This window comes from uncultured Campylobacter sp. (genome assembly GCF_937996225.1).
Classification (GTDB): Bacteria; Campylobacterota; Campylobacteria; order Campylobacterales; family Campylobacteraceae; genus Campylobacter_B.
Genome location: NZ_CALKTC010000035.1, coordinates 1 through 25,609, shown reverse-complemented (window position 1 = coordinate 25,609; position 25,609 = coordinate 1). Strand labels below are relative to the sequence as shown.

Below are 25,609 nucleotides of genomic sequence, written 5' to 3'. Positions count from 1 at the left end.
CTGCGCGCCGTTTGATCAAAATTTAGCTCTCGTATCTTTGCAGCGATTTTTTATATGTTTTCGCGGCAGTGTAGCCCGCGCTCAGATATGCCTCAAACTCCTCGCTGGTAAGCCTGCGCGGCTCATTCGCAAGCTTCGCCGCGCCGCTTGGCATATTTGCGTCCAGATTCACTTCATTTGCGATCTCGCCCCGTCGGATTCGGTTGCTAAAGCCCGCTGCACGCGCTATTTTCGGCGCATACTTTAAAGAAAATTTTAAATTTCGCGTTTGCAGATTTAAAATTTTACCCATGCATTTGCGCGGACCCGTGATAAAATCGCCGTTTTGTATGAGCGGGGCGGCGGGGCCAAACGAACCGCTCTCCGCCAAGCCGTGCAAGCCGCCTGCCGAGCCGGGTAAGCAGCCCGTTGAATCCGGTAAGCCTCCCGCCAAAAGCTCTGCACCGCTTAGAACGCGCAGGCTTCGCACCAAAATCCCGCCGCCGCTTTGCGGGACGCTGCGAAACGAAATGTCAAAGCCGAAATTGTGAAAAAATATCTCGCCCGCCCGCGACGTGCGCTTGTAGGTGTTACGATCCGCGCCCGTGAAATACGCCTCGATCTCCGCGAAGGCGAATTCCGCGCCACTTACGCAAAGCACGTGGTTTTGCAGCAGATCGCGCATGAAATTTTCGATCTTTGCCTGCGCTCGCTCGCCATCAAACTGCGCCTGCGACGGCTTGGCATTAAATTTTAAAATTTCAGTTTGCTGCGCGCCGCTAGAATATGCCTGTTTGCCGCAAAATTCCGCGCCATTTTTTGATTTTAAAAGCTCGCCGTCGCTCCCGTCTCTCGCGCTTCCTGTAAGTTTATGATTTTTTGAAGCGAACTTTGAGCCCGCCGAAATTCCAAACTCCGTCGCGTCGATTTTTGAGAAAAATTTTTCTAAATTTTCATCGCCCAGCATTTTGCTCTTCCGTAGAATTTTCTTCGCGCTTTATCGAGCTCGCATCGCTGCCCACAGTGTCAGCTTCGCCGTTGTTTGCCTCGGCGCGCGTTAAATTTCCCTCGCCGCTCGTTGCGTTCGTATCGCCTCGCGCTAAATTACCGCCGCCGCTCGTCGTGTTTGCTTCGCCGTCTTTTGATTTGGGCGTTTTAAAGCCCCAAATCTCGCAGCGATCCCCGCTAAAGCCTTGGAAATAATATCTCTCGCGTTCGCTCAAGTTTTCTACCCCCTTTTCGCATGTGCGCTTGATATATGCCTGGCTTGGATACATTAGTCGATTTACCGCATGGTCATCGCCGGCATCTGCGCGCTTTATTAGCCTAGCGATGCAGGCATCATCCTCTTCGCCCTTATTGTTTAAAAAAGATTCCCAAATGTTACAATACGCGCCACTGCTGCTTATATATAGGGCGCACAGAATAATAACTCCTACAATTAACAAAAAAATTTGACTTTTACTAGCTTTCAATTTCGCTTTATTGCCAGGCATTTGACCCTCCCGTAGAATTTATATCGCGTTTGATTACGCCTGTTGCATTGTGGATTGTATCCATACTTTCGCGCGTTAAATTTCCCTCGCTGTCCGTTGCGTTCGCATCGCCGCTTGTCGTATTTGCTTCGCCGTCTTGCAATTTTGGGGTTTTAAAGCCCCAGGGCTCACAGCTCTGGTAGCGCTCGAAATAATATCTCTCTCGCTCGCCTAAGTTTTCCACCCCCTTTTCGCATACGCGCTTGATATACGCCCTGCTTGGGTATCTTAGTCTGCTTTCCGCAAAGCCGTTTCCGTCGTCCGCTCGTTTTATCAGCTTGGCGATGCAAGCGTCATCCTCTTCGCCCTGTTTATCAGAAAAGAATTCCTCCATATTGCAATACATACCGCTGCTTCTTACAACTCCATAAATAATAAAAAACCCCGCAATTAACATAATAAAAATTTTACTTTTACTAGTTTTCAAGCTCGCCCCCTTCGCGATTAAATGTTGATTTTTTCCGCAGATTTACGATTTGCGGGCGGATCGTAAACTCGCTCACGTTGGACTTCGTGCGCAGAATTTGTAGCGTAAAATTTGCGATCTCCCCCGCATCCACAAAGCTTGCCTCATCATCTGCGGGCTCGAAGCTCAAATCCTCGTAAAACGGCGTTTTGGTGACGTCGGGGTTGATGCAGCTTACTCTGATCTGCTTGCGCGCCTCCTCGAAAAGACAGAGCAGAAACGCCCGCAGCCCCGCTTTGCTCGCGCTGTAAACCGCGCTAAATCGGCTCGCTCGTAGCGCCTCGATCGAGCTAATGCCGATGATGTGGGCGCGGTTGCGTTTTAAATTTGGCAAAAGCGCGCGCGTGATGATGATGTTTGCGGTAAGATTTACGTTTAAAATTTTTAAAATTTCGCCCTCGCTCATCGCTTCAAGCGGCGCAAATTTCGCCGTACCCGCGCATAAAATCAGCGCGTCAATACCTTGCGCCGCAGCCAGCGCGCGGCACTCCTTCGCTAGCGCGTCCGCATCCTCGAAGCGCGAGCTTAGCGTTAAAATTTCATAGCCGTTTTGCCGCAAAAGCTCCGCAACTGCGCTGCCGATACCGCCGCTTGCGCCCGTGATCAATGCTTTCATCTTTTCTCCTTTAAATTTTAATGCCGCTTCGGCTCGTTAATTTTACTGCGCTAAATTTTCTCTGCCCATTGTATCCGCCGCTAAATTTACGCGGTTTAAACAATCCGCACCGCCGACCTGCGCCGGGTAAAATTCTAAATTTAGCCCGCGGACATTTTGCTGTGCGAGCGTTTTGTAAAATTTCATCGCCGCTCGCTGTGCCCGCCCCGCACGATTTATAAAGCCGGGTGTGGCGCTAAATTTTAACCGCTCGCTCGCTGCAAATTTCGCGCCGTATTCTCGGCACCGCATGCGAGCTGATACGGACTGCGACGTCTGCGGCGAACAGCGCGTCTAGCGCCGCCGTATCTTTGCGAAATACGCCGCTTTCATCGCCTCCTCAAATGTATCGTTACTTTCGTACTCGCAGCCCAAAACCTCGCGCCACAGGCTCGCATCCTCCATGCAGAGGTAGAAAAACACCCGCTCGCGCCACGGCGAAAGCGCGTCTGCGGCAAATTTAAAAAGCTCGCGCTTGATATGCAGCGGGTAGGACAGCTTGCCGTTCGCGTCCACAAGTGGCATCTGCAGAATTTTGCTCCGTAGCCCGCGAGAGCGCAGTTTTTTTACGACGGGTTTGATGAAGGTAAGCGTGCCGAGCGAGACCATCGCGACACCGCTTGGATCGAAGCTGCGTAGCAGCCGCTCAAAAAGCGCGCCGTAATCGCTCCGCCACCCCTCGTACCAAACCATCGGGTGGAAGTGAAAGCCCACCAAAATGCCGCGCGCCGCGAGCGCTTCGGCTGCAGCCAGCCGCGCATCCAGGCTCGCGCTTAGATGCTCCTCGTTCGCTATGATCGCGGGGGTGTTTAGCGAAAAAGTAACGATGAGGTTGCGCGGGATCTCGCGCTGCAGGAAAAACTTAATATTGTTTGACTTGCTTTTAAGCTCCAAAATCACGTTTTGATGCCGCGCTGCAAAATCGCATAGCGCGCTTAAAATGCCGAAGCGATCGCCCCACATGAGCGAGTCGGAGCTCTGACCCGTGCCGATGTGGTAGCTGCACGCGGGATCGAGCCGCAGGCTCGCTAAATTTGCCGCGAAATTCTCGTCAAAGCCGATTTTCCCGTGCTTGTAAAAGGAGCCGATCGCGCAATAGGAACAGTCAAAGCCGCACGAATTGACTGCATCGAGCGTCAGCAGATTGCAGCAGCGCGTGTTTTCGCTCGCCACCGGACAGCGCCCCAAAGCGATGCGATCTGCGCGAAAGGATGAAATTTCAAATTTTTTCGGCGCGTAATCGCTTTTGAAGCTCGCGTACGAGTGCGGGCGCGACTTGAGATCCAGCCAGGCTTCGCGCACGAAATTAAAAATTTGCTCGCCGTTTGGGGCTTTCCCTGTTTTATTAAATTTGGCTTTATTAAAATTTAGCCCGCACAGCTCGCTTGTAAGCATCTCATAAACGGGCGCCTCGTCCCACGCCTCAAAATCGCTCGCAAACTCGGCAAGCTGCTTTTTTTGCTGAAATGAAAAGTGAAATTTCTCAAATAGCACGCCCAAAAACGCGCTTGATCGCTCGCTCAGATTCACGCCAAACTGCGTGCCTAGCTCCTTTTTCGCCTCCGTCATCTTGCTCCGCTTCGTTTAAATTTTGCAAATTATACTTAAATTTCGCGCGCCGTCACTGAAAATCGTTGAAATTTCAAATCGTGCCGCAGAATAGTCGCTCGAAATAGAAGGCGTAAGCTAGCGTAATAGCGACATTTAGGATCAAAATTCCGCTGAGTGCGAACTTTTGCGGGATTTTTTTGACGCCCGTTCGGTAGTAATACGGTAGGGCGCAGAAAAACGCGGGCAGCACGATCAGAGCGATACCTAGCGGTATGCCCGCACCGCCCATGCCTATCTCGGCACTGCGCACAAACTGCGCCATGGCGGGGAATTTAAGGGCGGCGAAAATGGCCGCCGCAAAGAGCAGTTGCACGCAGATGCAGTAAAATAGGTAGCGCGCGCCTATTAGGGCATCTTTTAGCCATAGCCCGATGCAGGCAAATGCGAGCAAAAGGGCTAAAAAGACTAGCGAGGGCAGATCGGCAAACATATCCGCCACGGCATACGCGCAAGCCGCGACGCACGCGCACGCCAAGAGGGCGAAATACAGATAAGAGCCTTTTATTTTCATCGTTTCTCCTGTAACTATGCAATACTTTCTAATTCCGCGTCGTATTCGGCATATGAAGCCAAAATTTTATCTCTCGGCTCGGTTTTTTCGCGTACGTTTTCGTAGTTAAATTTTACTTTTTATCGCGGCGCGGATTTGCGGCAGGCGCGCCTTTACTAGCTCGTAGACGAAGCTTTTGCTAAGTCGCTCGCCGCGCAGATGATCGCTTACGATCTTCATCATCGCCCACGGCACGCCCGCGCGCTCGCAAGCACCCACGAAAAGCGCGCTCTCCATATCGTAAAGCCTGATACCGCGATTTGCACGCTCGCGGGTAGCGTATTTTGCCGTGTACGGCGTATTTTGTACTGCTCGTGCTGCGGTATTCATCGCGACGCTGTGCCCGCCTACCGCGATTTGTGAGGGTTTTACGCTCTCTAAATTTTGCGCCTCGACCTGCGTCGCGCCTTGTATTTCAGCCCGCGTCGCGTCGCGCGTGAAATTTTTTGTATCTGCTGAGCCGTTCGCCCCTTGCGTTGGGGCTTGTGCGTTTATCTCGCCGCACGCCTCGATCTCTGCGATATTTGCCTTATCGGTCTGCTCGGCTGCGTTTAAAATTTTAGGTTCGCTTACGCAGATTAAATTTGCCCGCAGCTTGCCGTCTAAACTCGCGCCGCAAAATTCCCGCTCGCAAACGTTTTGAAATTTCGGAGTCTGCGCGCCGCGCCCCATTGTCTGCGAGTTGTAAAGCTCCAATCCGCGCTCGCCGTAAAATTCCTGCGCCGCCGTGCCGTCAAAGTAAAATGCCTCGCCGATTTGCACATTTGTATCCTCGCAGCCGCAAACCCCTATGTTTAGCGCAAAGTCCACGCGCCGCGAAAGTAAAATTTCACCAAAGCGCTCTGAATTCTGTGCGGAACCAAAATTTAAAATTTCAAAATTTTCAGCCACATTTCGCGCAGAACCGACCTCTACATCGCCGCCGCAGAGTGCGCCCGCGTCCAAACGATGCTCAAATTTCACGTCCGCGCCGCGCCGATCCTTGCGAAGCTCGCGCCCGAATTCTACGTCTGTATCGGCGCGACGAACAAATTCCGCGCCGGGTTCGCTCTTAAATTCTATTTCTATGTCGCCTGCAGCGCCCGCTTTAAATTTAGCCCCAAACCTCACGCCGCAGATGTATAGAAGCATCTGCTCGCCTGCGAATAGATCGCCGCTACGCGTAAGTTTAAAACTCTCGATTATCGCTTGGGCTTCGCAGCGCAAAGCCGTGCAGATTAGTATCATCGCCGCCCCTTCCAAAAGCGCAATTTTAACAATTTGAGCTATAATGTAAGATTAATTTGGCACAAAAGGGCGAAAATGAACGATCTCATCACCATCACTGGCGCGCGCGAACACAATCTGAAAAATATAAATTTGCAAATTCCGAAGGATAAACTCGTCGTTTTTACCGGTCTTAGCGGCAGCGGCAAGAGCACGTTGGCGTTTGATACGCTATATGCCGAGGGACAGCGCAGATACGTCGAGAGCCTAAGCAGCTACGCGAGGCAGTTTTTAGACCGCGTAGGCAAACCCGACGTCGATAAGATCGACGGTCTGACGCCTGCGATCGCGATCGATCAAAAAACAACGTCGAAAAACCCGCGCTCTACGGTGGGCACGATCACCGAAATTTACGACTATCTGCGCCTCTTATATGCGCGCGTGGGGGTACAGCACTGCCATAAATGCGGCAAGCCGATCTCAAAGATGAGCTCCAGCGACATCATCGCCGAGATTATGAAGCTGCCGCGCGGCGCAAAGGTGATCTTGGGAGCGCCCTTGGTGCGCGAGAAAAAGGGCAGCTTCGCCGATATGTTGCAAAGCTTGCGCGAGCAGGGCTACGTGCGCGCTCAGATCGACGGCGTACTGGTGCGGCTGGATGAGGAGATCGAGCTAAGCAAGACGAAAAAACACTCGATCAAGGTCATCATCGACCGCACGATCATAGACGAGGAAAATTCCATCCGTATCGCAAGCGACGTCGAAAAGGCGCTCAAGCTCAGCTTCGGCGAGCTTGAGGTGGAGATCGCAAATGCCGCCGAGCTGGGGCTTGCGCAGAGCCTGATCCACTACAGCGAGCATATGGCGTGCTTTGATTGTAAAATTTCATTCAAGCCGCTCGAGCCGCTCGCGTTTAGCTTCAACTCCCCAAAGGGCGCGTGCGAGAGCTGCGACGGGCTGGGGATAAAATTTAGCCTAGATCTAGGCAAGATCATCAACGAAAACGCCTCGATCGAGGGCGGCGCGATCAAGGTGATGTCGGGTTTTAACAAGAGCTATTACTATAAATTTCTGCTCGGATTTTGCGAAGCAAACGGCATAAACGTCAAAATCCCGTATGCAAACTTAAGCGAGGAGCAAAAAAAGCTGATCCTCTACGGCAGCGTCAAAGAGATCGACTTTTACTGGAAAAAGCATAAGCTCGTGCGAAAATTTGAGGGCGCGATCAAATACGCCTACGATCTGCTCAAAAACGAAAGCGATCTGGACGATTATATGAGCGAAAAAATTTGCCCCGACTGCGGCGGGCTGCGCCTGCGCCCGGAAAGCCTAGCCGTAAAGGTCGCAGATAAGGGCATCGGCGACGTGATAAATATGAGTATCGCAGACTGCGTGGAATTTTTCAGCGACGAGAAGCGGTTTTCAAATTTAAGCGAAAAGGACGCGCAGATCGCAGCACCGATCCTAAAAGAGATCAACGAAAGGCTGTTTTTCTTAAAGGACGTGGGGCTTGGATACCTTACGCTGGGGCGCGATGCACGCACCATCAGCGGCGGCGAGGCGCAGCGTATCCGTATCGCAAGTCAGATCGGTTCGGGTCTTAGCGGCGTGATGTATGTGCTCGACGAGCCTAGCATCGGACTTCACGAGCGCGATACGCAAAAGCTCATCAAGACGCTACGAAGCTTACAGGAAAAGGGAAATTCCGTAATCGTCGTCGAGCACGATAAAAAAACTATCGAGGCGGCGGACTTCGTCGTGGATATCGGCCCTGGGGCGGGCAATCTAGGCGGCGAGGTCGTATTTGCAGGGGATGTGGCGCATCTACTTAAAAGCAATACGCAAACCGCGCTGTATCTGAACAACCAAAAGGAGATAAACTACCAAAAGCACCGCAAGCAGGAGCTTTGGCTAAGTATCAAAAACGTAAATATCAATAATATCCACGGCCTTTGCGCAAAATTTCCGCTGCGAAATTTAGTCGGTATCACGGGCGTTAGCGGCAGCGGCAAGAGCTCCTTGGTGCTACAAACCATACTGCCTACCGCGCTTGAGGAGCTAAATCGCGCTAGAAAGGTGCACGCGGTAAAGGGCGCTAAAATTTCCGGGCTTGAGAGCCTGGATAAAGTGATCTATCTGGATCAAACCCCGATCGGACGCACCCCGCGCAGCAATCCTGCGACCTACACGGGGGTGATGGACGAGATCCGCGCGCTTTTTGCCGCGACGAAAGAAGCGCAGCTGCGCGGATATAAGATCGGCCGCTTCAGCTTCAATGTCAAGGGCGGGCGCTGCGAAAAATGCGCGGGCGAGGGCGAGATCACGATCGAGATGCACTTCCTGCCCGATATCAGCGTCGTTTGCGACGTGTGCCATGGCACGAGATACAACGCGCAGACGCTTGAAATTTTATACAAAAACAAAAGCATAGCCGACGTTTTGGCGATGAGTATCGACGAGGCGCTCGAATTTTTCAAAGCCGTGCCCAAAATTTATCAAAAGCTAAAGACGCTCGCGGACGTCGGGCTCGGCTACGTTTCGTTAGGCCAACCCGCCACGACGCTTAGCGGCGGCGAGGCACAGCGCGTCAAGCTTGCCAAGGAGCTAAGCCGCACCGACACGGGCAATACGCTCTATATCCTGGACGAGCCGACGACGGGGCTACATTTTGCAGACGTAGATCGCCTGGTAGCGGTGCTGCACCATCTGGTCGATCTTGGGAATTCCGTCTTCGTAATCGAACACAATCTGGACGTCATCAAAAACTGCGATTATATCATCGACATGGGGCCCGAAGGCGGCGAGGGCGGCGGACGGATCGTCGCTTGCGGCACCCCAGAAAAGCTTGCGAAGGATTTTAAAAAGACAGGTAGCTATACGGGCGAATTTTTGGCACAGGAGCTAGCGGCGATGAAGAGCGCAAGCAAAAATAAGCGAGGTTAAAGCGCCTTATCAGGGGGCAAGAATGGATCAAAATAGGCTTGAGGAATTAAAAAGGCTACTACAAAAGCAGCATCAGGAGCCGAAGCGGGGCTTGGAACAAAATTCTAACGGCGAAAATTCTGGAACATCGAATTTTGGAGTCTCGAATTTCAAAGCTCAAAATTCCGAAATCTCGAATTCCGAAGTCTCAAATTTTGAAGCTTCTAATTTTAGAACCTTAAATTTCGAAGCCTCGAATTTTGAAATCCTGAATTCTGAACCTCCGAATTTCGAATCTCTGAATTCCAAAGCCCCGAATTTCGCTACCGACGCTTTAAATTTAGAAAGCGAAACGGATCTGAATTCCACCCGCGAAAACAGTATGGAGCCGCAAAATTTTATCTCGGATGACAGCGGCTCTTTTCAGCATAATCCCAAAGCCAGAGATTACGACAAAGATCCGATAATTCTTGAAAACTACGAGTACCTATATCAAAAACTATTAATGGTTTTCTCTCTTTTTATAGGAGGCGTATTTGCCATAATCGTAAATTTTGATTGGAAAGCCAGCGGCGCAGTGGATTATAGCGCCAGAACGGTATATACATGATTTTGTTTTTATCGTTTTTATCGCTATTCATTATATTACCTGAGCTTATAGATTATAGAAAAGAGAGACCGACGATACGGCTTAAAAACAATCAAATAGAATTTTACGAAAAAGATAAAATCGCGTATGTCGAGCAATGTGAAAATTTGCGACATAATATGGGTTGGTCCTTTTTTATAGGAAATTTTAAAGGAAAAAGAGGATTGCTATATATGTTTATGGCGGCAGTGTTGCTATGCTTGGTTTTCATGACGATTGATCTTGTAGTTGCTCGTTGGTTTTTGAGCTTTGCTTTGTTTCAGTTTGCGGGCAATATATTAGTAAAATTTATCTTTTGTCTTGTTTTGGGAAAGAGCGGCGATAGGAGATTTTCAATTTTCCCCGTATTAAGAGTTGGTAAACCGCATTATGGACATATCGGCTTATTTGCTTGCTCCAGATATTATTTAATACCGATATTTAGAAATTCTATATATTTTGAATTGAAAGAGTATTTCTTAGCTAGACACAATATAAATATCAACGATGTAGATAAAATTTATTTCTAGCTATAAGCAACACAAAATTTTATCAAAATCTATGATGCAGAATTTTTGCATTTAAAATTCCATTCTACGATACAGCGGAATGGAATTTTAAAATTTAAATCCCAAAGCCTTAGCCGTTGTAGCCTAAGCGGCGCATATTTGCGCACGCGTCCTTGTAGCCGTAATAGCACGAGATGCGGTATAGATCGATGGCGTTAAATTTATTCTGCTCTACGCCCTCACCTTTTTCAAACATCGCCGCAAGCTTTTGGCATGCAGGGAAATTCTGAGAGAGCGTGCATGCGGCATTGTAGGCGTTGGCGGCAGAAGCATAGTCGTGCTTGGAATACATAGAATCCGCAAAATTTAAACACATTGCGCCATTGCCGTTTTTGCACGCATCGCTTTGCACGACGCTGCCTTGCAAGTTCATCGGGCGGATACCGTCTTGAACGTCGGCAAAAGAATATTTGCCGCTCTTTGGCGCATCGACTGCGCTCTTTGGCGCGTTGCTAACGCAGCCTGCTAAAAATACCCCTGCGGCGATCAAAGCTAGAATTTTTTTCATATTTTGCTCCTTAATTTTTTGAAATTTGGCGACCCAAAACGTAATAGGTCTCTTTGCCCGCGACCTTTTGTAGCTTGAGCTTAAATTTTTCCGACCAAGAGCGGATGATCTGCTCCGCAGCAGTCTTGCGCTCCTCGTTCGTAGCGTCATTTTTGATCTTAAAATAGGGGTTTGAATTCGACATAGCCACATGCGCGCCGTAAATTTTAAGCTTATCGTTCAGCCCCACGATGCGATCAAGCTCGTTATCCTCAAAATCGCACTTCGATAAAATTCCTCGCAGCTGCGCTACCGTCGCGTCGTTTACGCTATATCCTAGCGCTAGCAAAATTCCATCTTCACTCATTCTCATCCTTTCAAAAAAATTTATTTGTTCGCTTGTGAAATCAAAACGCCTTCGATTATGCTTTTTATATCGCCGTCTAAAATCGCATCGGTTTGACTATACGCCTCGCCGCTGCGGTTATCCTTGACCTGCTGATACGGAAAAAGCACGTAAGAGCGGATCTGATGCCCCCAGCCAATCTCGCTTTTAGGCGCGTTTTCGTCCTTTTCGCGCTGCTTCATCAGCTCAAGCTCGTAAAGGCGCGACTTTAGCACCTTCATCGCCGTTTCTTTGTTTTTGTGCTGGCTTCTGTCGTTTTGGCAGTTTACTACGATGCCAGTAGGCAGGTGCGTGATGCGCACGGCGCTTTCGGTTTTATTGATATGCTGCCCGCCTGCGCCGCTTGCGCGAAACACATCGACGCGGATATCCTTCTCTTCGATATTTATCTCGATATCATCATTTAGCTCGGGGCTTACCATCACGCTCGAAAAGCTCGTATGTCTGCGCCCTGCACTATCGAATGGGCTTACGCGCACCAGGCGATGGATACCGTTTTCAGCTTTCAGATATCCGTAGGCGTTCTCGCCGCGCACGATGAAGCTAACGTCCTTAAGACCCGCTTCCTCGCCCTCTTGAAAGTCCAAAACCTCGATCTTAAAGCCCTCTCGCTCGCAAAAGCGCAGATACATGCGGTATAACATACTCGCCCAGTCGTTGCTCTCCGTACCGCCCGCGCCCGGATGAATGCTGATAATAGCGTTTTTATCGTCGTTTTCGCCGCTAAGCATCATAGAAATTTCTAAATTTATGATCTTGTCCTCTAGCTCGTCCGTTTCGGCAAAAAGCGAGTTTATCGTCTCTTCGTCGTTTTCCGAGTTTGCCAGCTCATATAGAGCCTTTGCGTCGTCTACGGCGTTTTTAGCATTTAGAAATTTATTTAAGATATTTGAAATTTTAGTTTTTTCCTTGCCGATAGCGCCTGCTTTTGCGACGTCCTGCCAGAGATTTTGATCGTTTTCAAGCTCCTCGATCTCTTTTAGGCGCGCTTTGATGTTCTCCGGTTTTACGACGCCCGCAATATTTTCGACTTTAGTATTTAGGGTTTTTAAAAGTTCCGTGTATTCGTAATTATCCAAAATTTAAGACCTTTTTATGCTTTTGGCGTGATTATAACATATTTTGGATTAAGGTTGTTTATAAAATTTTATTTAAGGCGGGTATTATGAAGCATTTATCTATTAGGGATATCAAAACCTGCTTGATATTGCCGTGATTAATCAGTTTAAGCTCCGTCGAGAGATCAGGCAAAGGGTCGTTCAGTAGCAGTTTTAGCTTTGCTTCTTCTAGCTTCAACTTTTTGCAATCGGCTTTTTTGTCTTCAAGCATAGACACCACTAGTCTTAGCTTTTCTTTTGTCATTTCGCTTTGCACGAAAGTACCTTATACACGATAATGGAACATAAAAAAGCCGCAATGGAGCAGGCAAAATACGCCCAAATTTCTCCGATAGTTTTTTCAAGAAGCGCGTGCAGCCCTAGCAAAAAGAAAACTAAGCCTATAATGCAAATTACGCCCGTAATTATGTTTAGTAAAACCGAGTTGGCGCTCTTTAAAAAAGAGCGCCTAATATCGCTAGCTTGAGCGTCTACGAGCTCTACTACCGAAACTATAAATTCAGATATGCCAGCCATTATTTTTTCAGCAACCAAGCGAGCAAAAATCCGACGCCCGCAGCGATAGCGACGCTTTTTATCGGGTCTTGTTTTATCGTGTCATTTACGCTTTCTATGCCGTCTTTGCCTTTAAGCCTTAGATCATCTATATATTTTTTGATCTCATTGCTGTTTAGCTGATCTAGAATTTTATCCTTAGCAGACTCCGCACGCTCTGCGCCTATGTTTTTGATGGATTTCATAATCTCTTTAAAATCCGCTTTTAAAGAGTCGATATCCTTTTTCAAAGAATCTAAATTTGTCTCTTGAGTAGCCATTTTCGCTCCTTTTGAAGTTTATTTAGAGCTAAAGCTCGCGGTAGATTTTAGTACTTATTGATTAACGCTCACTAAATAGACCGCCCTTTGCGCTTAATTTATACCTTTAATATTTTTTGATATAATTGCCAACCTTAATATTTTATATTGAAAAGAGAGAACAATGCAAATTATTAGAAGCGTAGAGGAGCTAAAAAGCTTCAGAGCGGCGGCAAGCGGCAGCGTGGGCTTCGTACCTACGATGGGGGCTTTGCACGCGGGGCATGCGAGCCTCATAAAAAGGGCGCGGAACGAAAACGACATCGTAATCGTCTCGGCATTCCTCAATCCGGCGCAGTTTTTGCCCGGCGAGGATCTAAACAGCTATCCAAAAAACGAAGCGGGCGATATTAAAATTTGTGAGAGCCTCGATGTGAACGCGCTTTTTATCCCGACCGCGGATGAAATTTACGGCACGGAGGAGCCAGCAATCATAGCACCTAAGCCGATAAGTGAAATTTTAGAAGGCAAAACGCGCCCCGGGCACTTCGACGGCGTACTTAAGGTGCTAAATAAGCTTTTTAATCTAACTCGTCCTAGCAACGTTTATATGGGCAAAAAGGACACCCAGCAGCTTTTCATCGTGCAGAAGATGGTAAAGAGCTTTTTTATGCCTATAAATATCATCCCTTGTGAGATTGTGCGCGAGAGCGACGGCTTGGCGCTTAGCTCGCGCAACGCCTATTTGGACGAGGAGGGCAAGCTTATGGCGCTTAAGCTTTCACGATCCTTGTTAAATGCCAGCTCGCTTATTAAAAAAGGCGAAATCAGCCTAAATATAATCCGCGAAAAGATGCTTAGCGTGCTTGAGCCGCTGGCGGTCGATTACATAGCGTTCGTGGATTATAAATTTAATGAAATTTCGCAGATCAAGTCGGGAGATACTATCATTTTAGTAGCCGCCAAGGTAGGCACGACCCGCCTGATCGATAATATCTGGCTGTAGATGGCGAAGCTTCATCTGGTCTCGCTGGGCTGCAATAAGAATTTGATCGACTCCGAGATCATGCTCGGGCGTCTGCAAAACTACGAGCTCACGGATGAGCCTGCGAGTGCGGATGTGATGATCGTAAATACCTGCGGCTTCATAGCAAGTGCCAAGCAGGAGAGTATCCGCACGATTTTGAAGCTTAGCGAGCAGAAAAAAAGCGGCGCGCTGCTGGTCGTCACGGGCTGTCTGATGCAGCGCTACAAGGATGAGCTCATGCGCGAGCTGCCCGAGGTCGATCTGTTTACCGGTGTCGGAGACTACGATAAGATTGATGAAATCATCCTAAAAAAGCAAAATTTATTTAGCCCGGACACCTACCTGCAAGCAAGCGAAGAGCGCGTGATAACGGGCTCAAACTATCACGCCTACATCAAAATTTCAGAGGGCTGTAATCAAAAATGCAGCTTCTGCGCGATACCGACCTTTAAGGGCAAGCTAAAATCCCGCGCGCTCGAAAACATCGTAGATGAAGTGCAAAAGCTCGTAAAAAAGGGCTACTACGACTTTAGCTTCCTCTCGCAGGACAGCAGCTCGTATATGCGCGACCACGCGGTTAGCGACGGCCTCATCTCGCTCATCGACGCTGTTGAGAAGATCGATGGCGTCAAAACCGCGCGCATACTTTATCTTTATCCTAGCACCACGTCAAACGCGTTAATCGAGCGTATCATCGCCTCGCCGGTGTTTGCGAACTACTTTGATATGCCGATCCAGCACGCGAGCGACAAAATGCTAAAAATCATGAGGCGTGGAAGCGGCGCGGCGCGGATCAAAGAGCTTTTAAATTTGATGAAAAGCGCGCCTGACGCGTTTTTACGAACGGGCGTCATCGTCGGACATCCGGGCGAGGGTGAAGCCGAATTTGACGAACTTTGCGCGTTTTTACAGGAGTTTAAATTTGACCGCATTTCGGCATTTGCATATTCGAAAGAGGAGGACACGCTCTCGTATGAAATGGAGCAGGTGCCCGCTAAAATCATCTCAAAGCGCCTAAGTAAAATCGAAAAGATCACTCGCGCCGCGATCGAGGCGAGCTTTGCTCGGGAGCTGGGACAAAAATTTATCGTCTCACTTGAGGGCGAAAGCAGCGAGGGCGAGATGTTTTACGCTGCGAAAAAGGCGCTCTGGGACAAGGACATCGACGGCGAAATTTTGATCAACGAAAGCGACGTGGAGCAGCTAGAAACCGGCGGTCGCTACTGGTGCGAGATCACGCAGGTAGCGGGCAGCCAGGCGCTGGGCAAGATCACGGCAAAGGCCTAAAATGCTAAGCGCGCTCGTTTTACGCAAGCTAAAATCGGGGCGAAATCTGCTTGCATTTTCGCACGGCGTCGATAGCACAGCGCTTTTTTATCTTTTGGACGAGGCTGGCGTGAAATTTGACCTTGCGATCGTGGACTATAACGTCCGCGCGCAGAGCAAGGACGAAGTCGATTCGGCGCAGCAGCTCGCAGCCAAATTTAACAAACAAATCTACGTAAAAAGCGTGCGACTGGGCACGTCAAATTTCGAGCACGAGGCGCGCGCAGTCAGATATGATTTTTTCGCTCAAATTTGCCGCGAGCAGGGATATGAAAATTTGATCTTAGCGCATCAGTTTGACGACAAATTTGAGTGGTTTTTGATGCAGCTGGGGCGCGGCGCCGGGCTTAACGAGATGCTAGGCATGCAAGAGCTAGAGGCTCGCGAGGATTGCGTGATCGCTCGTCCGCTTCTAGGCGTGCGAAAGTGCGAGCTGGAGCGGTTTTTGCGTGAGCGAAACCTAAAATACTTCACCGACGAGACGAATTTAACGAACCGGTTTAAACGCGGCTTTATTCGCGCGAAATTTAGCGAGCCGTTTTTGGACGAATATTTTAGCGGCGTGAAAAAAAGTTTTGAGTTTTTGGCGGCCGATGCGTTAAGCTTAACTCCCGAAATTTCTAATCTCGCGCCTAAAATTTATCTCATAAAACGTGGCCAGGGCGAGATTCGTGGCGTCGACCAGACATGCAAGCGGCTAGGGCTCGTACTAAGCTCGACGCAGCGAAACGAATGCGCGCGCTGCCTAGAAAATGGCACGGGCTGTGTGCTCGGCGGCAAGGTTGCTGTCGGGGCAGGAGAAAAATTTATCCTTGTGACGCCTTACGTTAAGCCTGCGATGGACAAGAAATTTAAAGAAGTGTGCAGACGGCTTGCCGTACCGCCGATAAACCGCGGATTTTTATTTCATAATGGGTGGAGTGAAAAAAATATTAATTCGCTTCTAAATTTTAGATATAATTTTAATTGATTTTTATAAAATGAAGGATTTTGCTATTGCTTTTCAACTCCTATGAATTCATATTTATATTTCTGCCCATCACATTTTTTATATACTTTTATCTCAATAAAAAGAGACTAGGAGACGTTGCAAAGGGCTTTCTTGTTTGCTCTAATTTATTTTTCTATGCATGGTGGAATATCTATTACTTGCCCATTCTCATTATAAGCGTGATTTTTAATTATTTTATCGGAAGACTGCTTTTAAACGAAAATTTAAAGATATGCAAAAAGCGGGTATTAATCGTCGGCATAGTTTGTAATATAGCTTTTTTGGCTTATTTTAAATATTCTGATTTTTTAATACAAAATTTCAATGCCATAAGCGGTAGCAATATAAATTTACTTCACATATCTTTACCGCTTGCTCTTAGTTTCGTTACATTCCAGCAGATAGCTTATTTGGTGGATAGCTATCATATGAATACTAAAGAGAATAGTTTTTTAAACTACTCTCTTTTTATTACCTTTTTCCCTCAGCTCATAGCGGGCCCCATAGTTCATCATAAAGAGATGATGCCTCAATTCGCCAATAAATTTAATTTAATAAAAAATTATAAAAATATAGCTACCGGATTATTTATATTCAGTATCGGGTTATTTAAAAAGGTTGTTATAGCAGATATTTTCTCGCTATGGGCTACAGATGGGTTTGATATAGCCAAGACTCTAAATTTCTTTGAAGCTTGGGTTGCGTCTCTATCCTATACTTTCCAGCTTTATTTTGATTTTAGCGGATATTGTGATATGGCGATAGGTCTGGCCTTAATGTTTAATATAAAGCTGCCGATAAATTTCAATTCCCCCTACAAAGCGCTTGATATTCAAGACTTTTGGCATCGTTGGCACATTACCCTATCGCGCTTCTTAAGAGACTATATCTATATCCCGCTCGGAGGAAATAGAGAGGGGCGATGTAGAACTTATATAAATTTGATGATCGTGTTTTTAATCGGAGGGCTTTGGCACGGAGCTGCTTGGACATTTGTATTCTGGGGATTTTTACATGGTGCGGCTATTATAATTCATAGAATTTGGAAAACTTTAAACTATAAACTCAATAAAATTCTTGCTTGGTTTATAACATTTAACTTTATAAATATTACATGGGTATTTTTTCGAGCGAGAAGCTGGGATGATGCGATAAAAATACTTAAAGGAATGTTTTGTGGAGATTTTACATTTAATATAAATTATTTGCAGGTACTCATACTATGCCTAGGAGCCGTCATAGCTTTAAAATTTAAAAATTCCATAGAACTTACTTTTTATAAGAATTTTAACTTTAACTGGCGGCAAATAGTTACTACAAGCGTGTTTTTATTTATTTCCATATTAGTGATTAGGCTTAATAATGCGAGTGAATTTTTGTATTTTAGATTTTAAGAAGAAGGTCTTTTTGTGCCTATGCCTGGTGGTATTCTTTATCTTACTTCTAGATATAGGGTTATATTATATAGTGAATCAAAAAACTACCGAATCATATTTTTTTGATAATAATATATCAAAAATGCGCCACTTTCAGTTAAATAACGACAAAACAAAGGATATAGTTTTTGTCGGAAGCAGTAGAACCTTGCATCATATATCAACGCAAATTTTTAAAGATAATAATCTGTCGATTTATAATTTCGGTATTCCCGGTAATGGGCTATGGGATTATCCGTTTATAGTAGATAATATGATAAATTATAAGCCTAAAAAAGTTATTATTAATATAAGAGTTAGCGATTTATTTGAAGATATAAGAATTGCCAATCTAACGGCATCCGAAATGAAGGCTTTATACGGTACAGATAAAATACTTGCTCTAAAATCATTGCCTTCGTTTTTGAAAAATAAACATATATTTTTAAGATATTCCGAGTCTATTTATTATCGCATTAAAGCTTTTTATGAAAAATTTGACAACAAGGCGGCCGATGCTATCAAAACGATAAAAATCGATATAAAAAGCGATTGCAAAAGTATACAGACAAAATTTATCGAAAGAAATATGACCAAAGACGGCATTATGGTCGTAGATAAATGCACAAATGGCGACTCCGTCCTATTCGCCTACGCTATTCCAAGAGAAAATTTTGGTAAAAATTTAGAATTAAAAACCATAAATTATAATACTATAAAATATCTACAAAATTTTATTATCGATCCGCTCCTTAGAAACAATATAGAAGTTACTATCCTACTTGAGCCTATTTTTGACGGCACAAGCTTGCATTATGATATTAATAGTATAAAAGAGGCTATAAAAGGCGCGAAGGTCATAGACCTTACTAGCTTTAAATTTAGCGATGATGAGCTAGCCGACTGGGAGCACATAAACAATCTTGGCAGAAAAAAATATAGCAACTATTTGATCGAGCTATATAAAAACGATGATTTATAATAATCTTGAGTTAAAAATTGGATACTAAAATGTTAATACATATGATTTTTTACCGGTTAAGTAAAGCTAAAATTCCATCATGCGGCGAAGGGTAAATTTTACGCAAAACTCGCGACACCAAAAGGCGAAAGCAGCCAGTGTTTTGCGATAAGCAATAAAATTCCGTAAATTTAGGGCTCTGTGCATAGCGAAAATATTTGATCTAGCGGGCTTCCAGCATCGCGATTTTGTTGATGTAATCGGCGAAATTTAGATTTATCAGATTTGTTTTGATGAAGATACGCGTGAAAATCACGTAGCCGATCTCGTTGCTAAGTGTGCCGTCTGAGTAGATGAAAACATTAGTGAGAAACTCGCTATTTTCGGATTTATAGAAGGTCTCGATCTGAAAATTCAAAAGCTCATAAAATAACTCGTCAGTATCGCTCATCGCTGCCTGCATCTCCTCGTCGATACGCATTATGTCGGCGTAGAGCACGCGCTCTTGGTTGGCGACGACGAAACATGCGCGGTTATTAAATTTCAGCGCGAACATTGCCATATTTTCAAAATCGCTTTGATTTTTTAGCAAGAAGTATAAAATTTTAAATAAACTAGCGTGTGAGCTAAATTCTATTCCAAAAGTCTCATCCGCCGCCTGTGCACTTGCGCGAGGAAATTCCACTATGAAGCTATCATCGACTTTTTGATAAATGCTATTTTCTTTAATCATATAGTCTTCGTTAAAATGCACTCTTTGATTTTCGTCGTCTATCAGCACGCAAGAGATTAAATTTTTATCACTCAGATCCGCAAAGCCCGCCAGCGAGGTAGCCAGATCATTTTCTTGCGCGATGGGAAAACGATCGGATTTCTCATCCAAAATTCTTTTACCAAAGCCCAATTTTCTATAAAAAAACTCGCATGCGTCGGCACTTTTAGCGACGCCGAGGAATGATTTTGCTTTAAATAGTGCCATTTTTTCTCCTAAAATTGCAATTATACCGAAACACTATTATTTCAAACTAAAATTTAGCGTCCTTCTCGGCGCTTGCAAAAAGCAGTTGCCTGATCGCCTCTTTACCCGCATCGAGGCTAAGCTCAGTTAAATTTAGCGGCGCGCTGAGGCTATAATTTATGCGCGAAAACAGCTTTGGCAATACCATCTCGTCCCAGCTACGAAATTTCCAAAAACTGCTCGCTTCGTAATTTAGCGCGTAAATGTCTAAGTTTAGCCGCTGCGCAAGGATCACAGCACCGTCGGCGACGCTGTGAAGCGGGCCGCGCGGCCCGTCGGGAGTGATGATGACGTCTGTGCCGTTTTTTATCTCTTTAATCGCACCCATAAGTGCGCGTGCGCCACCCTTAAAGCTACTGCCGCGGATCGCACCGATGCCAAAATGCGAGATCACGCGCGTGATGATCTCGCCGTCTTTATGGTCGCTGATGATGACCTTGGCACGCCTCTTTCCGAAATCCCGCAGCCACCAGCGCCTATAAGCAAAACTCATCATCGCTAGCCTTCCATGCCAAAAAACTACGATACAGGGCTTTTCAGGCAGTTTCGTGGGGGTAAATTTAACCCTGCACGTTAAAAAAATACACCAAATCAGGATAAAAATGAGATATTCGGCGACTCGGAAAAACAGCCGCTTTTTAAGCGATAACTTTTCCATAAAGCGCCATTCTGGCGGTCTTTTCGATACGTACTCTGCGCGTCTTGCCTAACAGCTCCTCGCCGCCTTGCGCGCAGATTAGAAAATTTGAAAAGCTTCTACCACCTACTTGGTTGTTTTCGCGCAGCTCCTCGAAATACACGTCGAAAATTTTATCTTTTTGCGCTCCTGCGATCTCGTCTAAAATTTTAGTATGAGCGCTTTGTAGCCTGCTTAGCCTTTCGCTTGAAATTTCATCATCCAGCGGCTTTAAGTTTGCTGCAGGCGTGAGCGGTCGCGGGCTAAATTTAAAGGAAAAAACCTGCTCGAATCTCACCGCTTCTAACACATCCATCGTCTCGGCAAAATCCTCCTCGCTCTCGCTCGGATAGCCTACGATGATGTCGGTGCTGATCGCCACGCCCGGGCAGCTTTGGCGCAGTTTAAGCGCGCGGTCTAGATACCACTGCTTGGTATATCCGCGCTTCATATCGCGCAAAACCTTGCTCGAGCCGCTTTGCAAGGGCATATGCATCGATTTGCAAATTTTAGGATTATTGCAAAAAACGTCCAAAAATTTATCGTCCATATGCAGCGGATGTGAGCTTGTAAAGCGGATGCGCTCGATGCCTTCTATCTCGCTAAGCCTCACGAGCAGGTCGCTGAAGTCGATTTTTTCGTGTGCGTTAGAAAAGCGCTTGCCATAATTATTGACGTTTTGTCCGAGCAAAAATATCTCTTTGGCGCCGCGAGCGGCGGATCTTTCGGCTTCGCGTAAGATGATTTGAGCGGGGATCGAAATTTCATCGCCTCTAGTCTGCGGCACGATGCAGTAGGAGCACTTTTTGTCGCAGCCGATCATTATGTTTATGAAGGATTTATACGGCGAGCTCGCAAAATCGCCGAAGGCAAACTCGCTCTCGTCGTAGTTTATGTCCGTGCTGATAAATTTTGGCGTATGCACGGCTTGCGAAATTTTAGATACGTTTCTGGCGCCGAGTACGAAATCCACAAAGGGCGCGCGCTTAAAAATTTCTCCGCCCAGATGGCTTGCGGTGCAGCCGCAAACGCCGATTTTAGAGCCTCTTTTTCGCGCTTTATCGAATGCGCCGATCTCGCTGAAAAGCTTATGCACGGGCTTTTCGCGTACGGAGCAGGTGTTTATTAAGATCAGATCCGCGATATTTACGTCATCGGTAATCTCGTAATCTTGCTCTTTTAGCTGCGCGATAATATGCTCGCTATCGCGCACGTTCATCGCACAACCTAGAGTCTGGATGAAGAGGAGTTTACTCAAAGGATATGCACCTCGTACATATACTCGTTTTCGTTCAGCCCGTATCGCACTATGCGCTGATACACGCTAAAACCCTTAGTGTCGAAAAAATCCACCAAAGCGGCTAAATCTTTTTGAGAATTTTCTCTATCCAGATAAAATATTTTTTGTCCGCTCTTTTCTACTTGGGCTTGCAAATCCTCGATCTTAACGCTTTTTGGCTTAGAGGCAAGCTCCGTTCTGGCAAGTTTTAGCTGCATGATCTATCCTTTCATTTATCTTTTTAAACCCGCGAGTTTAGCGAAATTTAGATAATAATTCGTTTAAATAAAAATAAAGTCAAAATTCCATATAATACCGCACTTCAAAATTTAAAATCCAAATTTAGTAGCACAAAATCAAATCTTAAGGAAAATTTATGGAAAAAATCACCGATATCATCGAGTCGATTGCAAATGAAAAGGGACTTGAACCCGCAGACGTCAAAGAACGCGTCAAAACGGCGTTCATCCAGACCGCAAAAAGACTTTTCGGAGAGGAGTATCTCTACGACAGCGAAGTCGATCCGCAGACCAAACGCGTCAAGCTTTACCAAAAAGTTCACGTCGTCGCGGATGATGATGAGCGGCTCGGCGATCACAACTTCATCGCGCTGAGCGAAGCCAAAAAAATAGGCGAAAACGCAGAGATCGGCGATGAGCTAAGCTACGAAATAAATATCGAAAATCTCGGTCGCACGGCTTCTGGCGTGTTGGCTAGAGAGCTAAATTTTCATATACAGCGGTTGCTCGAAGAGAAAATTTTTGAAAACTATAAAAGCAAAGTAGGCACTCTCACCCACGGCACGGTCACCAAGATCGATCACGACGGCACGACCTACGTAGAAATCGAGGATACGAAAGCCTTCATGCCGCTTAAGAACCGCATCAAGGGCGAAAATTTCAAAGTAGGCGACGTGCTACAAGCCGTCATAAAAAACGTAGCCATCGACAAATCCCACGGCATCAGGCTAGAACTTTCGCGTACCAGCCCAAAATTTCTAGAAGCCCTGCTCGCTGCCGAAGTCCCAGAGATCAAAGACGGCAGCGTCATCATTCAGGCTTGCGCGAGGATTCCGGGCAGGCGAGCCAAGATCGCGCTTAGCGCCGTCTCGCCAAACGTCGATCCGGTAGGCGCCACCGTCGGCAAAGGAGGCGCTCGAATCGACGCGGTGAGTAGATTTTTAAGCAAAAATTTGCAAGACGGAAGTGGCGGCGAGAGCATCGACGCGTTTGAATACTCCGCAAGCCCCGAAATTTTGATCACTCGTGCGATGGCGCCCGCGATCGTAAACTCGGTCAAAATAACGCAGGACGGCAAGGCGATCGTCTACGTAAACCCCGATCAAAAAAGCAAAGCGATCGGCAAAAACGGCCTAAATATCCGCCTCGCCTCGATGCTGTGCGGCTGCGAGATCGAACTTATCGAAACCGGCTCGGCGAGCGAGAAAAAGGTCTCCAAGGAAGAAGGTCTTAAAAATCTCGAAGCGCTTTTCGGCGAGCTGTAGAGACGAAGCGCACTTCGCTTTTTAAAATTTTGCAGGTTACGCGCTCTATAAAATTCCACGTTTACTAAATTTTGCAAATTTAGTAATTAATGGAATTTTATAATTTAGTACTCTACGAAATTCTATATTACGTAAAATTTTACGTCGTTCGAAATTCTAAAATTTAGCGTCAAAACAAATTTTGACCAAAATTTTACGGCGCAGAATTCTAAGATCAAATTTTATTCATGCGCGGATTTGAATTGATGCGATATTTAAATTTACACAGCGCGCAAAATTCCGCCCCAAGATAAGCTGCGCCTACCGCTCATATAAAATTTCGACGCCGCCGTAGTGCCAAAATGCCTTCGGCGCGAGGTATTCGCCGCCTAAAACGGCTAAGCTTAGCTTAAAATATTGCGGAGAAAATTCCGTGATTTTTGAAATTTCCTGCTCAAGCAACGTCGTGCAGTAGAGGTTCGCTTCGCCGCGAGGTCTTAGTGTAAAACTATCGCCGACGCGCCTAAGTAAAGAAGCGGCGAGGCGCGCCTTTTGCTCCTCGCTTAAAAATTTCATCCGCACCGCGCCAAAGTCTCGCGCATGCGCTAAAAACTCCCGCATCGAAACAGCCGCGACGCCGTCTCGCTCGCCCTCGCCCGTTACCGCGTGCACCACCAAAAGCGGGCGCTCGCGCACGATCATGCCTACGTGCGAGTATTTAAAATCCGTCGCGGTCGCGATTATGCGGCTGTCGGTGACGTCGCCTAGGCGAAAGACGAGATCACCCGTGCGTAGGTTTGATAAAATTTCATCCGGTACCCGTAGCGGCTCTTTTGCAGCAGATGCGCGCGTGAGCATCCAAAGCTCGCCAAGCCCGCCTGTGGCAAATATCAAGCAGATGAGAAACTTTTTCGCTAAAGCGAGACTTTCCACTTGCCGTCTTTTTTGACGAGTTTAACGCTCTCGGTGCGGTTCGTGCCGTTTTTAAAAGACACGGTGACCTTCACGAGCGCCGATTTCTCGTCGCTATTTTGCAGCTCGCCCGAGACGCCTTTTAGCCCGTCACGATTGGAGGCCTCCTCCTTGCCGGCACCCGCCATTTGCATCAGTTTGCCGTTTATCATCTGCATAGAGCCGTCGTCTGATCTGTCCTTCTCGGGTATGTCTATAGCATCCACCAAAGTCTTAGAATCGCCCTCGTATAGGGCTCTGATGAAGTCCTCGGCTACGCCTTTCGGGTCACTGCCGCAGCCCGCTAAAACAAATATCGCGATGAGCGCGAGTAGAAATTTTTTCATAAGCTCTCCTCGTAGAAATTTTGAGATTTTATATACAAACGATAAATATTTTTTAAATTCAGATCTTTCTGCTCAGGGGAAATTTATATCGCGTTTGGATTTGCGAAGGCATATTTCGTCGTGCCTTTGCTGAATTAAAATAGAATTTTGCATTCGAAGGAAAGCTCGTCTTGCCTCGGTAAAATTTTATCTTGCTGAAGCGAAATTTTATGGCAGTTTCTGCGAACCGTGTCTTGCGGCACACCACTCAAACGATGCCCAAACTCATTCGGTAGCGCGTGAGGCAAGTTTTGCTTGTCGGAACTGAAATTTAGCCGTATTGTTACCGCGCACGAAAAATGATAGTAATCGGCATTTAAAATGAGAGTGAGACCAAAAAATTACTTTTTCTACTATCATTCTAAATGCAATTTTATCTTTTAAATATCGTTTAAAAAGCCTTTAATCCTCAATAATTCATAATCAAAAGTTCGCTACTGCTCTTTCGCCCTGCTGCATTATTGAGGCAATAGCTAATCTTTAGCTCTTTCATATTAAAGCCACGGTAAAGCTCTCGTATTGGCTCGCAATCGTTGTAGCTAAGTATAAATTTGCCTTTGATACCTCGCAAAATTTTAGCCAAAGCTTGGTGATCTTGCCTGCTAAATCCATCTGCCGTTTTGTAATAATTTTCGGTGCCGACATACGGCGGATCCAAATAAAATAGGCTATCTTCGCTATCATATTCTTTAATAAGCTTCTCGTAGCTTAGATTTTCGATAGTAGCACGCTTTAATCTGCGTGAATAAACGTAAAAATCCCTATAAATATTTTTAGCGCTGCGACCTTTTGGCATAGCGAAGTGATCGCCCTTTGCGCCGAAGCTTGCCGCAATTTGGAAGTAGAAAAACGCCGCGGCTTCTATCTTATTGCGTGGCTTAAGCTTCCCTTGTTTGATTGCATAAAAGATCTCTCTACTTCTTAAGAGTCCGTTAATACACGAGTTTAAACTCTGCGGCCTAGTTTGAATTATGCGGTGTAGGTTTATGAGGTCGCCGTTTATGTCGTTTAAAATTTCAATTTTACTTGGCTCCTTTCGGTAAAAAACCGATAGGGCTCCACCGAATACCTCGATATATTTTTGATGCGGAGCCATTAGAGGTATGATCTGTGCCGCTAGCTTGCTCTTGCCGCCTATCCAGGCGAAGGGAGCGTGAAGGGGTTTAAATT

General features: G+C 46.4%; 29 protein-coding genes. 9 read left to right on the top strand and 20 right to left on the bottom strand.

The window, feature by feature from the left end:
- Positions 1-22: 22 nt before the first annotated feature.
- From Q0174_RS04805 to Q0174_RS04770, 8 genes are all read right to left on the bottom strand, one after another.
- Positions 23-946 carry a hypothetical protein gene (locus tag Q0174_RS04805; RefSeq protein WP_298041979.1) on the bottom strand — a complete coding sequence of 308 codons (924 nt, stop codon included), beginning with the start codon at positions 944-946 and terminating at the stop codon, positions 23-25.
- Positions 933-1,427 carry a hypothetical protein gene (locus Q0174_RS04800; RefSeq protein WP_298041978.1) on the bottom strand — a complete coding sequence of 165 codons (495 nt, stop codon included), beginning with the start codon at positions 1,425-1,427 and terminating at the stop codon, positions 933-935. Before Q0174_RS04800 ends, Q0174_RS04805 begins: the two co-directional genes overlap by 14 nt.
- Positions 1,428-1,461: 34 nt before the next feature.
- Positions 1,462-1,941, bottom strand: coding sequence for a hypothetical protein (locus Q0174_RS04795; RefSeq protein ID WP_298041976.1), 480 nt, complete (start codon positions 1,939-1,941; stop codon positions 1,462-1,464).
- On the bottom strand, positions 1,931-2,596 hold the full coding sequence (locus Q0174_RS04790) for an SDR family oxidoreductase (RefSeq protein ID WP_298041975.1): 666 nt from the start codon (positions 2,594-2,596) through the stop codon (positions 1,931-1,933). The genes Q0174_RS04795 and Q0174_RS04790 overlap by 11 nt, the downstream gene beginning before the upstream one ends.
- A gap of 42 nt (positions 2,597-2,638) precedes the next feature.
- On the bottom strand, positions 2,639-2,782 hold the full coding sequence (locus Q0174_RS04785) for a hypothetical protein (protein ID WP_298041973.1): 144 nt from the start codon (positions 2,780-2,782) through the stop codon (positions 2,639-2,641).
- 147 nt (positions 2,783-2,929) lie between these two features.
- Positions 2,930-4,204, bottom strand: a complete 1,275-nt coding sequence (locus tag Q0174_RS04780) for a spore photoproduct lyase family protein (RefSeq protein ID WP_298041971.1) — start codon at positions 4,202-4,204, stop codon at positions 2,930-2,932.
- Positions 4,205-4,277: 73 nt separating this feature from the next.
- Entirely contained in the window at positions 4,278-4,757 is a 480-nt protein-coding gene (locus tag Q0174_RS04775) for a hypothetical protein (protein WP_298041969.1), read from the bottom strand.
- Positions 4,758-4,862: 105 nt separating this feature from the next.
- Positions 4,863-6,023: a hypothetical protein gene (locus Q0174_RS04770; RefSeq protein ID WP_298041967.1), complete on the bottom strand. Its 1,161-nt coding sequence runs from the start codon at positions 6,021-6,023 to the stop codon at positions 4,863-4,865.
- Positions 6,024-6,098: 75 nt separating this feature from the next.
- Here Q0174_RS04770 and uvrA point away from each other — a divergent pair, with 75 nt between their 5' ends.
- Genes uvrA through Q0174_RS04755 form a run of 3 tightly spaced genes read left to right on the top strand, consistent with a single transcriptional unit; the run spans position 6,099 to position 10,082 of the window.
- Positions 6,099-8,945 (top strand): excinuclease ABC subunit UvrA, encoded by a 2,847-nt coding sequence (gene uvrA, locus Q0174_RS04765; RefSeq protein ID WP_298041965.1) that lies wholly within the window; start codon positions 6,099-6,101, stop codon positions 8,943-8,945.
- A 22-nt stretch (positions 8,946-8,967) separates the two neighbouring features.
- Complete coding sequence (locus Q0174_RS04760) at positions 8,968-9,534, top strand: hypothetical protein (protein ID WP_298041963.1); 567 nt, start codon at positions 8,968-8,970, stop codon at positions 9,532-9,534.
- Complete coding sequence (locus Q0174_RS04755; RefSeq protein WP_298041961.1) at positions 9,531-10,082, top strand: hypothetical protein; 552 nt, start codon at positions 9,531-9,533, stop codon at positions 10,080-10,082. The genes Q0174_RS04760 and Q0174_RS04755 overlap by 4 nt, the downstream gene beginning before the upstream one ends.
- 109 nt (positions 10,083-10,191) lie before the next feature.
- Here the strand turns inward: Q0174_RS04755 and Q0174_RS04750 are convergent, their stop codons facing one another.
- From Q0174_RS04750 to Q0174_RS04730, 5 genes are all read right to left on the bottom strand, one after another.
- Positions 10,192-10,629: a hypothetical protein gene (locus tag Q0174_RS04750; RefSeq protein WP_297901918.1), complete on the bottom strand. Its 438-nt coding sequence runs from the start codon at positions 10,627-10,629 to the stop codon at positions 10,192-10,194.
- Positions 10,630-10,639: 10 nt separating this feature from the next.
- Positions 10,640-10,975 carry a type II secretion system protein gene (locus Q0174_RS04745; protein ID WP_297961307.1) on the bottom strand — a complete coding sequence of 112 codons (336 nt, stop codon included), beginning with the start codon at positions 10,973-10,975 and terminating at the stop codon, positions 10,640-10,642.
- Positions 10,976-10,995: 20 nt separating this feature from the next.
- A complete protein-coding gene (prfB, locus tag Q0174_RS04740; protein WP_298041959.1) occupies positions 10,996-12,093 on the bottom strand; it encodes a peptide chain release factor 2 in 1,098 nt (365 codons plus the stop codon).
- Positions 12,094-12,151: 58 nt separating this feature from the next.
- Positions 12,152-12,388: a hypothetical protein gene (locus Q0174_RS04735; protein ID WP_100067308.1), complete on the bottom strand. Its 237-nt coding sequence runs from the start codon at positions 12,386-12,388 to the stop codon at positions 12,152-12,154.
- A gap of 259 nt (positions 12,389-12,647) precedes the next feature.
- The gene (locus tag Q0174_RS04730) at positions 12,648-12,947 is read right to left on the bottom strand and encodes a DUF883 domain-containing protein (protein WP_291935598.1); all 300 of its coding nucleotides are present in this window, start codon (positions 12,945-12,947) and stop codon (positions 12,648-12,650) included.
- A 163-nt stretch (positions 12,948-13,110) separates the two neighbouring features.
- On the opposite strand from Q0174_RS04730, the gene panC reads away from it, so the two are divergent.
- From panC to Q0174_RS04705, 5 genes are all read left to right on the top strand, one after another.
- Positions 13,111-13,932: a pantoate--beta-alanine ligase gene (gene panC, locus Q0174_RS04725; RefSeq protein WP_298041957.1), complete on the top strand. Its 822-nt coding sequence runs from the start codon at positions 13,111-13,113 to the stop codon at positions 13,930-13,932.
- Positions 13,933-15,240 (top strand): 30S ribosomal protein S12 methylthiotransferase RimO, encoded by a 1,308-nt coding sequence (gene rimO, locus Q0174_RS04720; protein WP_298041955.1) that lies wholly within the window; start codon positions 13,933-13,935, stop codon positions 15,238-15,240.
- A gap of 1 nt (position 15,241) precedes the next feature.
- Complete coding sequence (tilS, locus tag Q0174_RS04715) at positions 15,242-16,249, top strand: tRNA lysidine(34) synthetase TilS (RefSeq protein ID WP_298041954.1); 1,008 nt, start codon at positions 15,242-15,244, stop codon at positions 16,247-16,249.
- A 26-nt stretch (positions 16,250-16,275) separates the two neighbouring features.
- Positions 16,276-17,664 carry an MBOAT family O-acyltransferase gene (locus Q0174_RS04710; protein ID WP_298041952.1) on the top strand — a complete coding sequence of 463 codons (1,389 nt, stop codon included), beginning with the start codon at positions 16,276-16,278 and terminating at the stop codon, positions 17,662-17,664.
- A 388-nt stretch (positions 17,665-18,052) separates the two neighbouring features.
- A complete protein-coding gene (locus tag Q0174_RS04705; RefSeq protein ID WP_298041951.1) occupies positions 18,053-18,667 on the top strand; it encodes a hypothetical protein in 615 nt (204 codons plus the stop codon).
- Positions 18,668-18,869: 202 nt separating this feature from the next.
- On the opposite strand, the gene Q0174_RS04700 is transcribed toward Q0174_RS04705, so the two are convergent.
- From Q0174_RS04700 to Q0174_RS04685, 4 genes are read right to left on the bottom strand one after another with little or no spacing between them, the layout of a single operon-like run.
- Complete coding sequence (locus Q0174_RS04700; protein WP_297895608.1) at positions 18,870-19,625, bottom strand: hypothetical protein; 756 nt, start codon at positions 19,623-19,625, stop codon at positions 18,870-18,872.
- 46 nt (positions 19,626-19,671) lie between these two features.
- Positions 19,672-20,322, bottom strand: a complete 651-nt coding sequence (locus Q0174_RS04695; RefSeq protein ID WP_298041945.1) for a lysophospholipid acyltransferase family protein — start codon at positions 20,320-20,322, stop codon at positions 19,672-19,674.
- Positions 20,303-21,598, bottom strand: a complete 1,296-nt coding sequence (miaB, locus tag Q0174_RS04690) for a tRNA (N6-isopentenyl adenosine(37)-C2)-methylthiotransferase MiaB (RefSeq protein ID WP_298041941.1) — start codon at positions 21,596-21,598, stop codon at positions 20,303-20,305. The genes Q0174_RS04695 and miaB overlap by 20 nt, the downstream gene beginning before the upstream one ends.
- On the bottom strand, positions 21,595-21,837 hold the full coding sequence (locus Q0174_RS04685) for an HP0268 family nuclease (RefSeq protein WP_005870077.1): 243 nt from the start codon (positions 21,835-21,837) through the stop codon (positions 21,595-21,597). The genes miaB and Q0174_RS04685 overlap by 4 nt, the downstream gene beginning before the upstream one ends.
- A 158-nt stretch (positions 21,838-21,995) precedes the next feature.
- On the opposite strand from Q0174_RS04685, the gene nusA reads away from it, so the two are divergent.
- Positions 21,996-23,123 (top strand): transcription termination factor NusA, encoded by a 1,128-nt coding sequence (gene nusA / locus Q0174_RS04680; RefSeq protein WP_298041937.1) that lies wholly within the window; start codon positions 21,996-21,998, stop codon positions 23,121-23,123.
- Between the two features lie 300 nt (positions 23,124-23,423).
- Here the strand turns inward: nusA and Q0174_RS04675 are convergent, their stop codons facing one another.
- From Q0174_RS04675 to Q0174_RS04665, 3 genes are all read right to left on the bottom strand, one after another.
- Complete coding sequence (locus Q0174_RS04675) at positions 23,424-24,035, bottom strand: YiiX/YebB-like N1pC/P60 family cysteine hydrolase (RefSeq protein ID WP_298041935.1); 612 nt, start codon at positions 24,033-24,035, stop codon at positions 23,424-23,426.
- A complete protein-coding gene (locus Q0174_RS04670; RefSeq protein ID WP_298041933.1) occupies positions 24,017-24,400 on the bottom strand; it encodes a DUF4878 domain-containing protein in 384 nt (127 codons plus the stop codon). Before Q0174_RS04670 ends, Q0174_RS04675 begins: the two co-directional genes overlap by 19 nt.
- Positions 24,401-24,848: 448 nt before the next feature.
- Positions 24,849-25,609: DNA adenine methylase (locus Q0174_RS04665; protein ID WP_298041931.1), on the bottom strand; the 761-nt coding region annotated here is incomplete at its 5' end.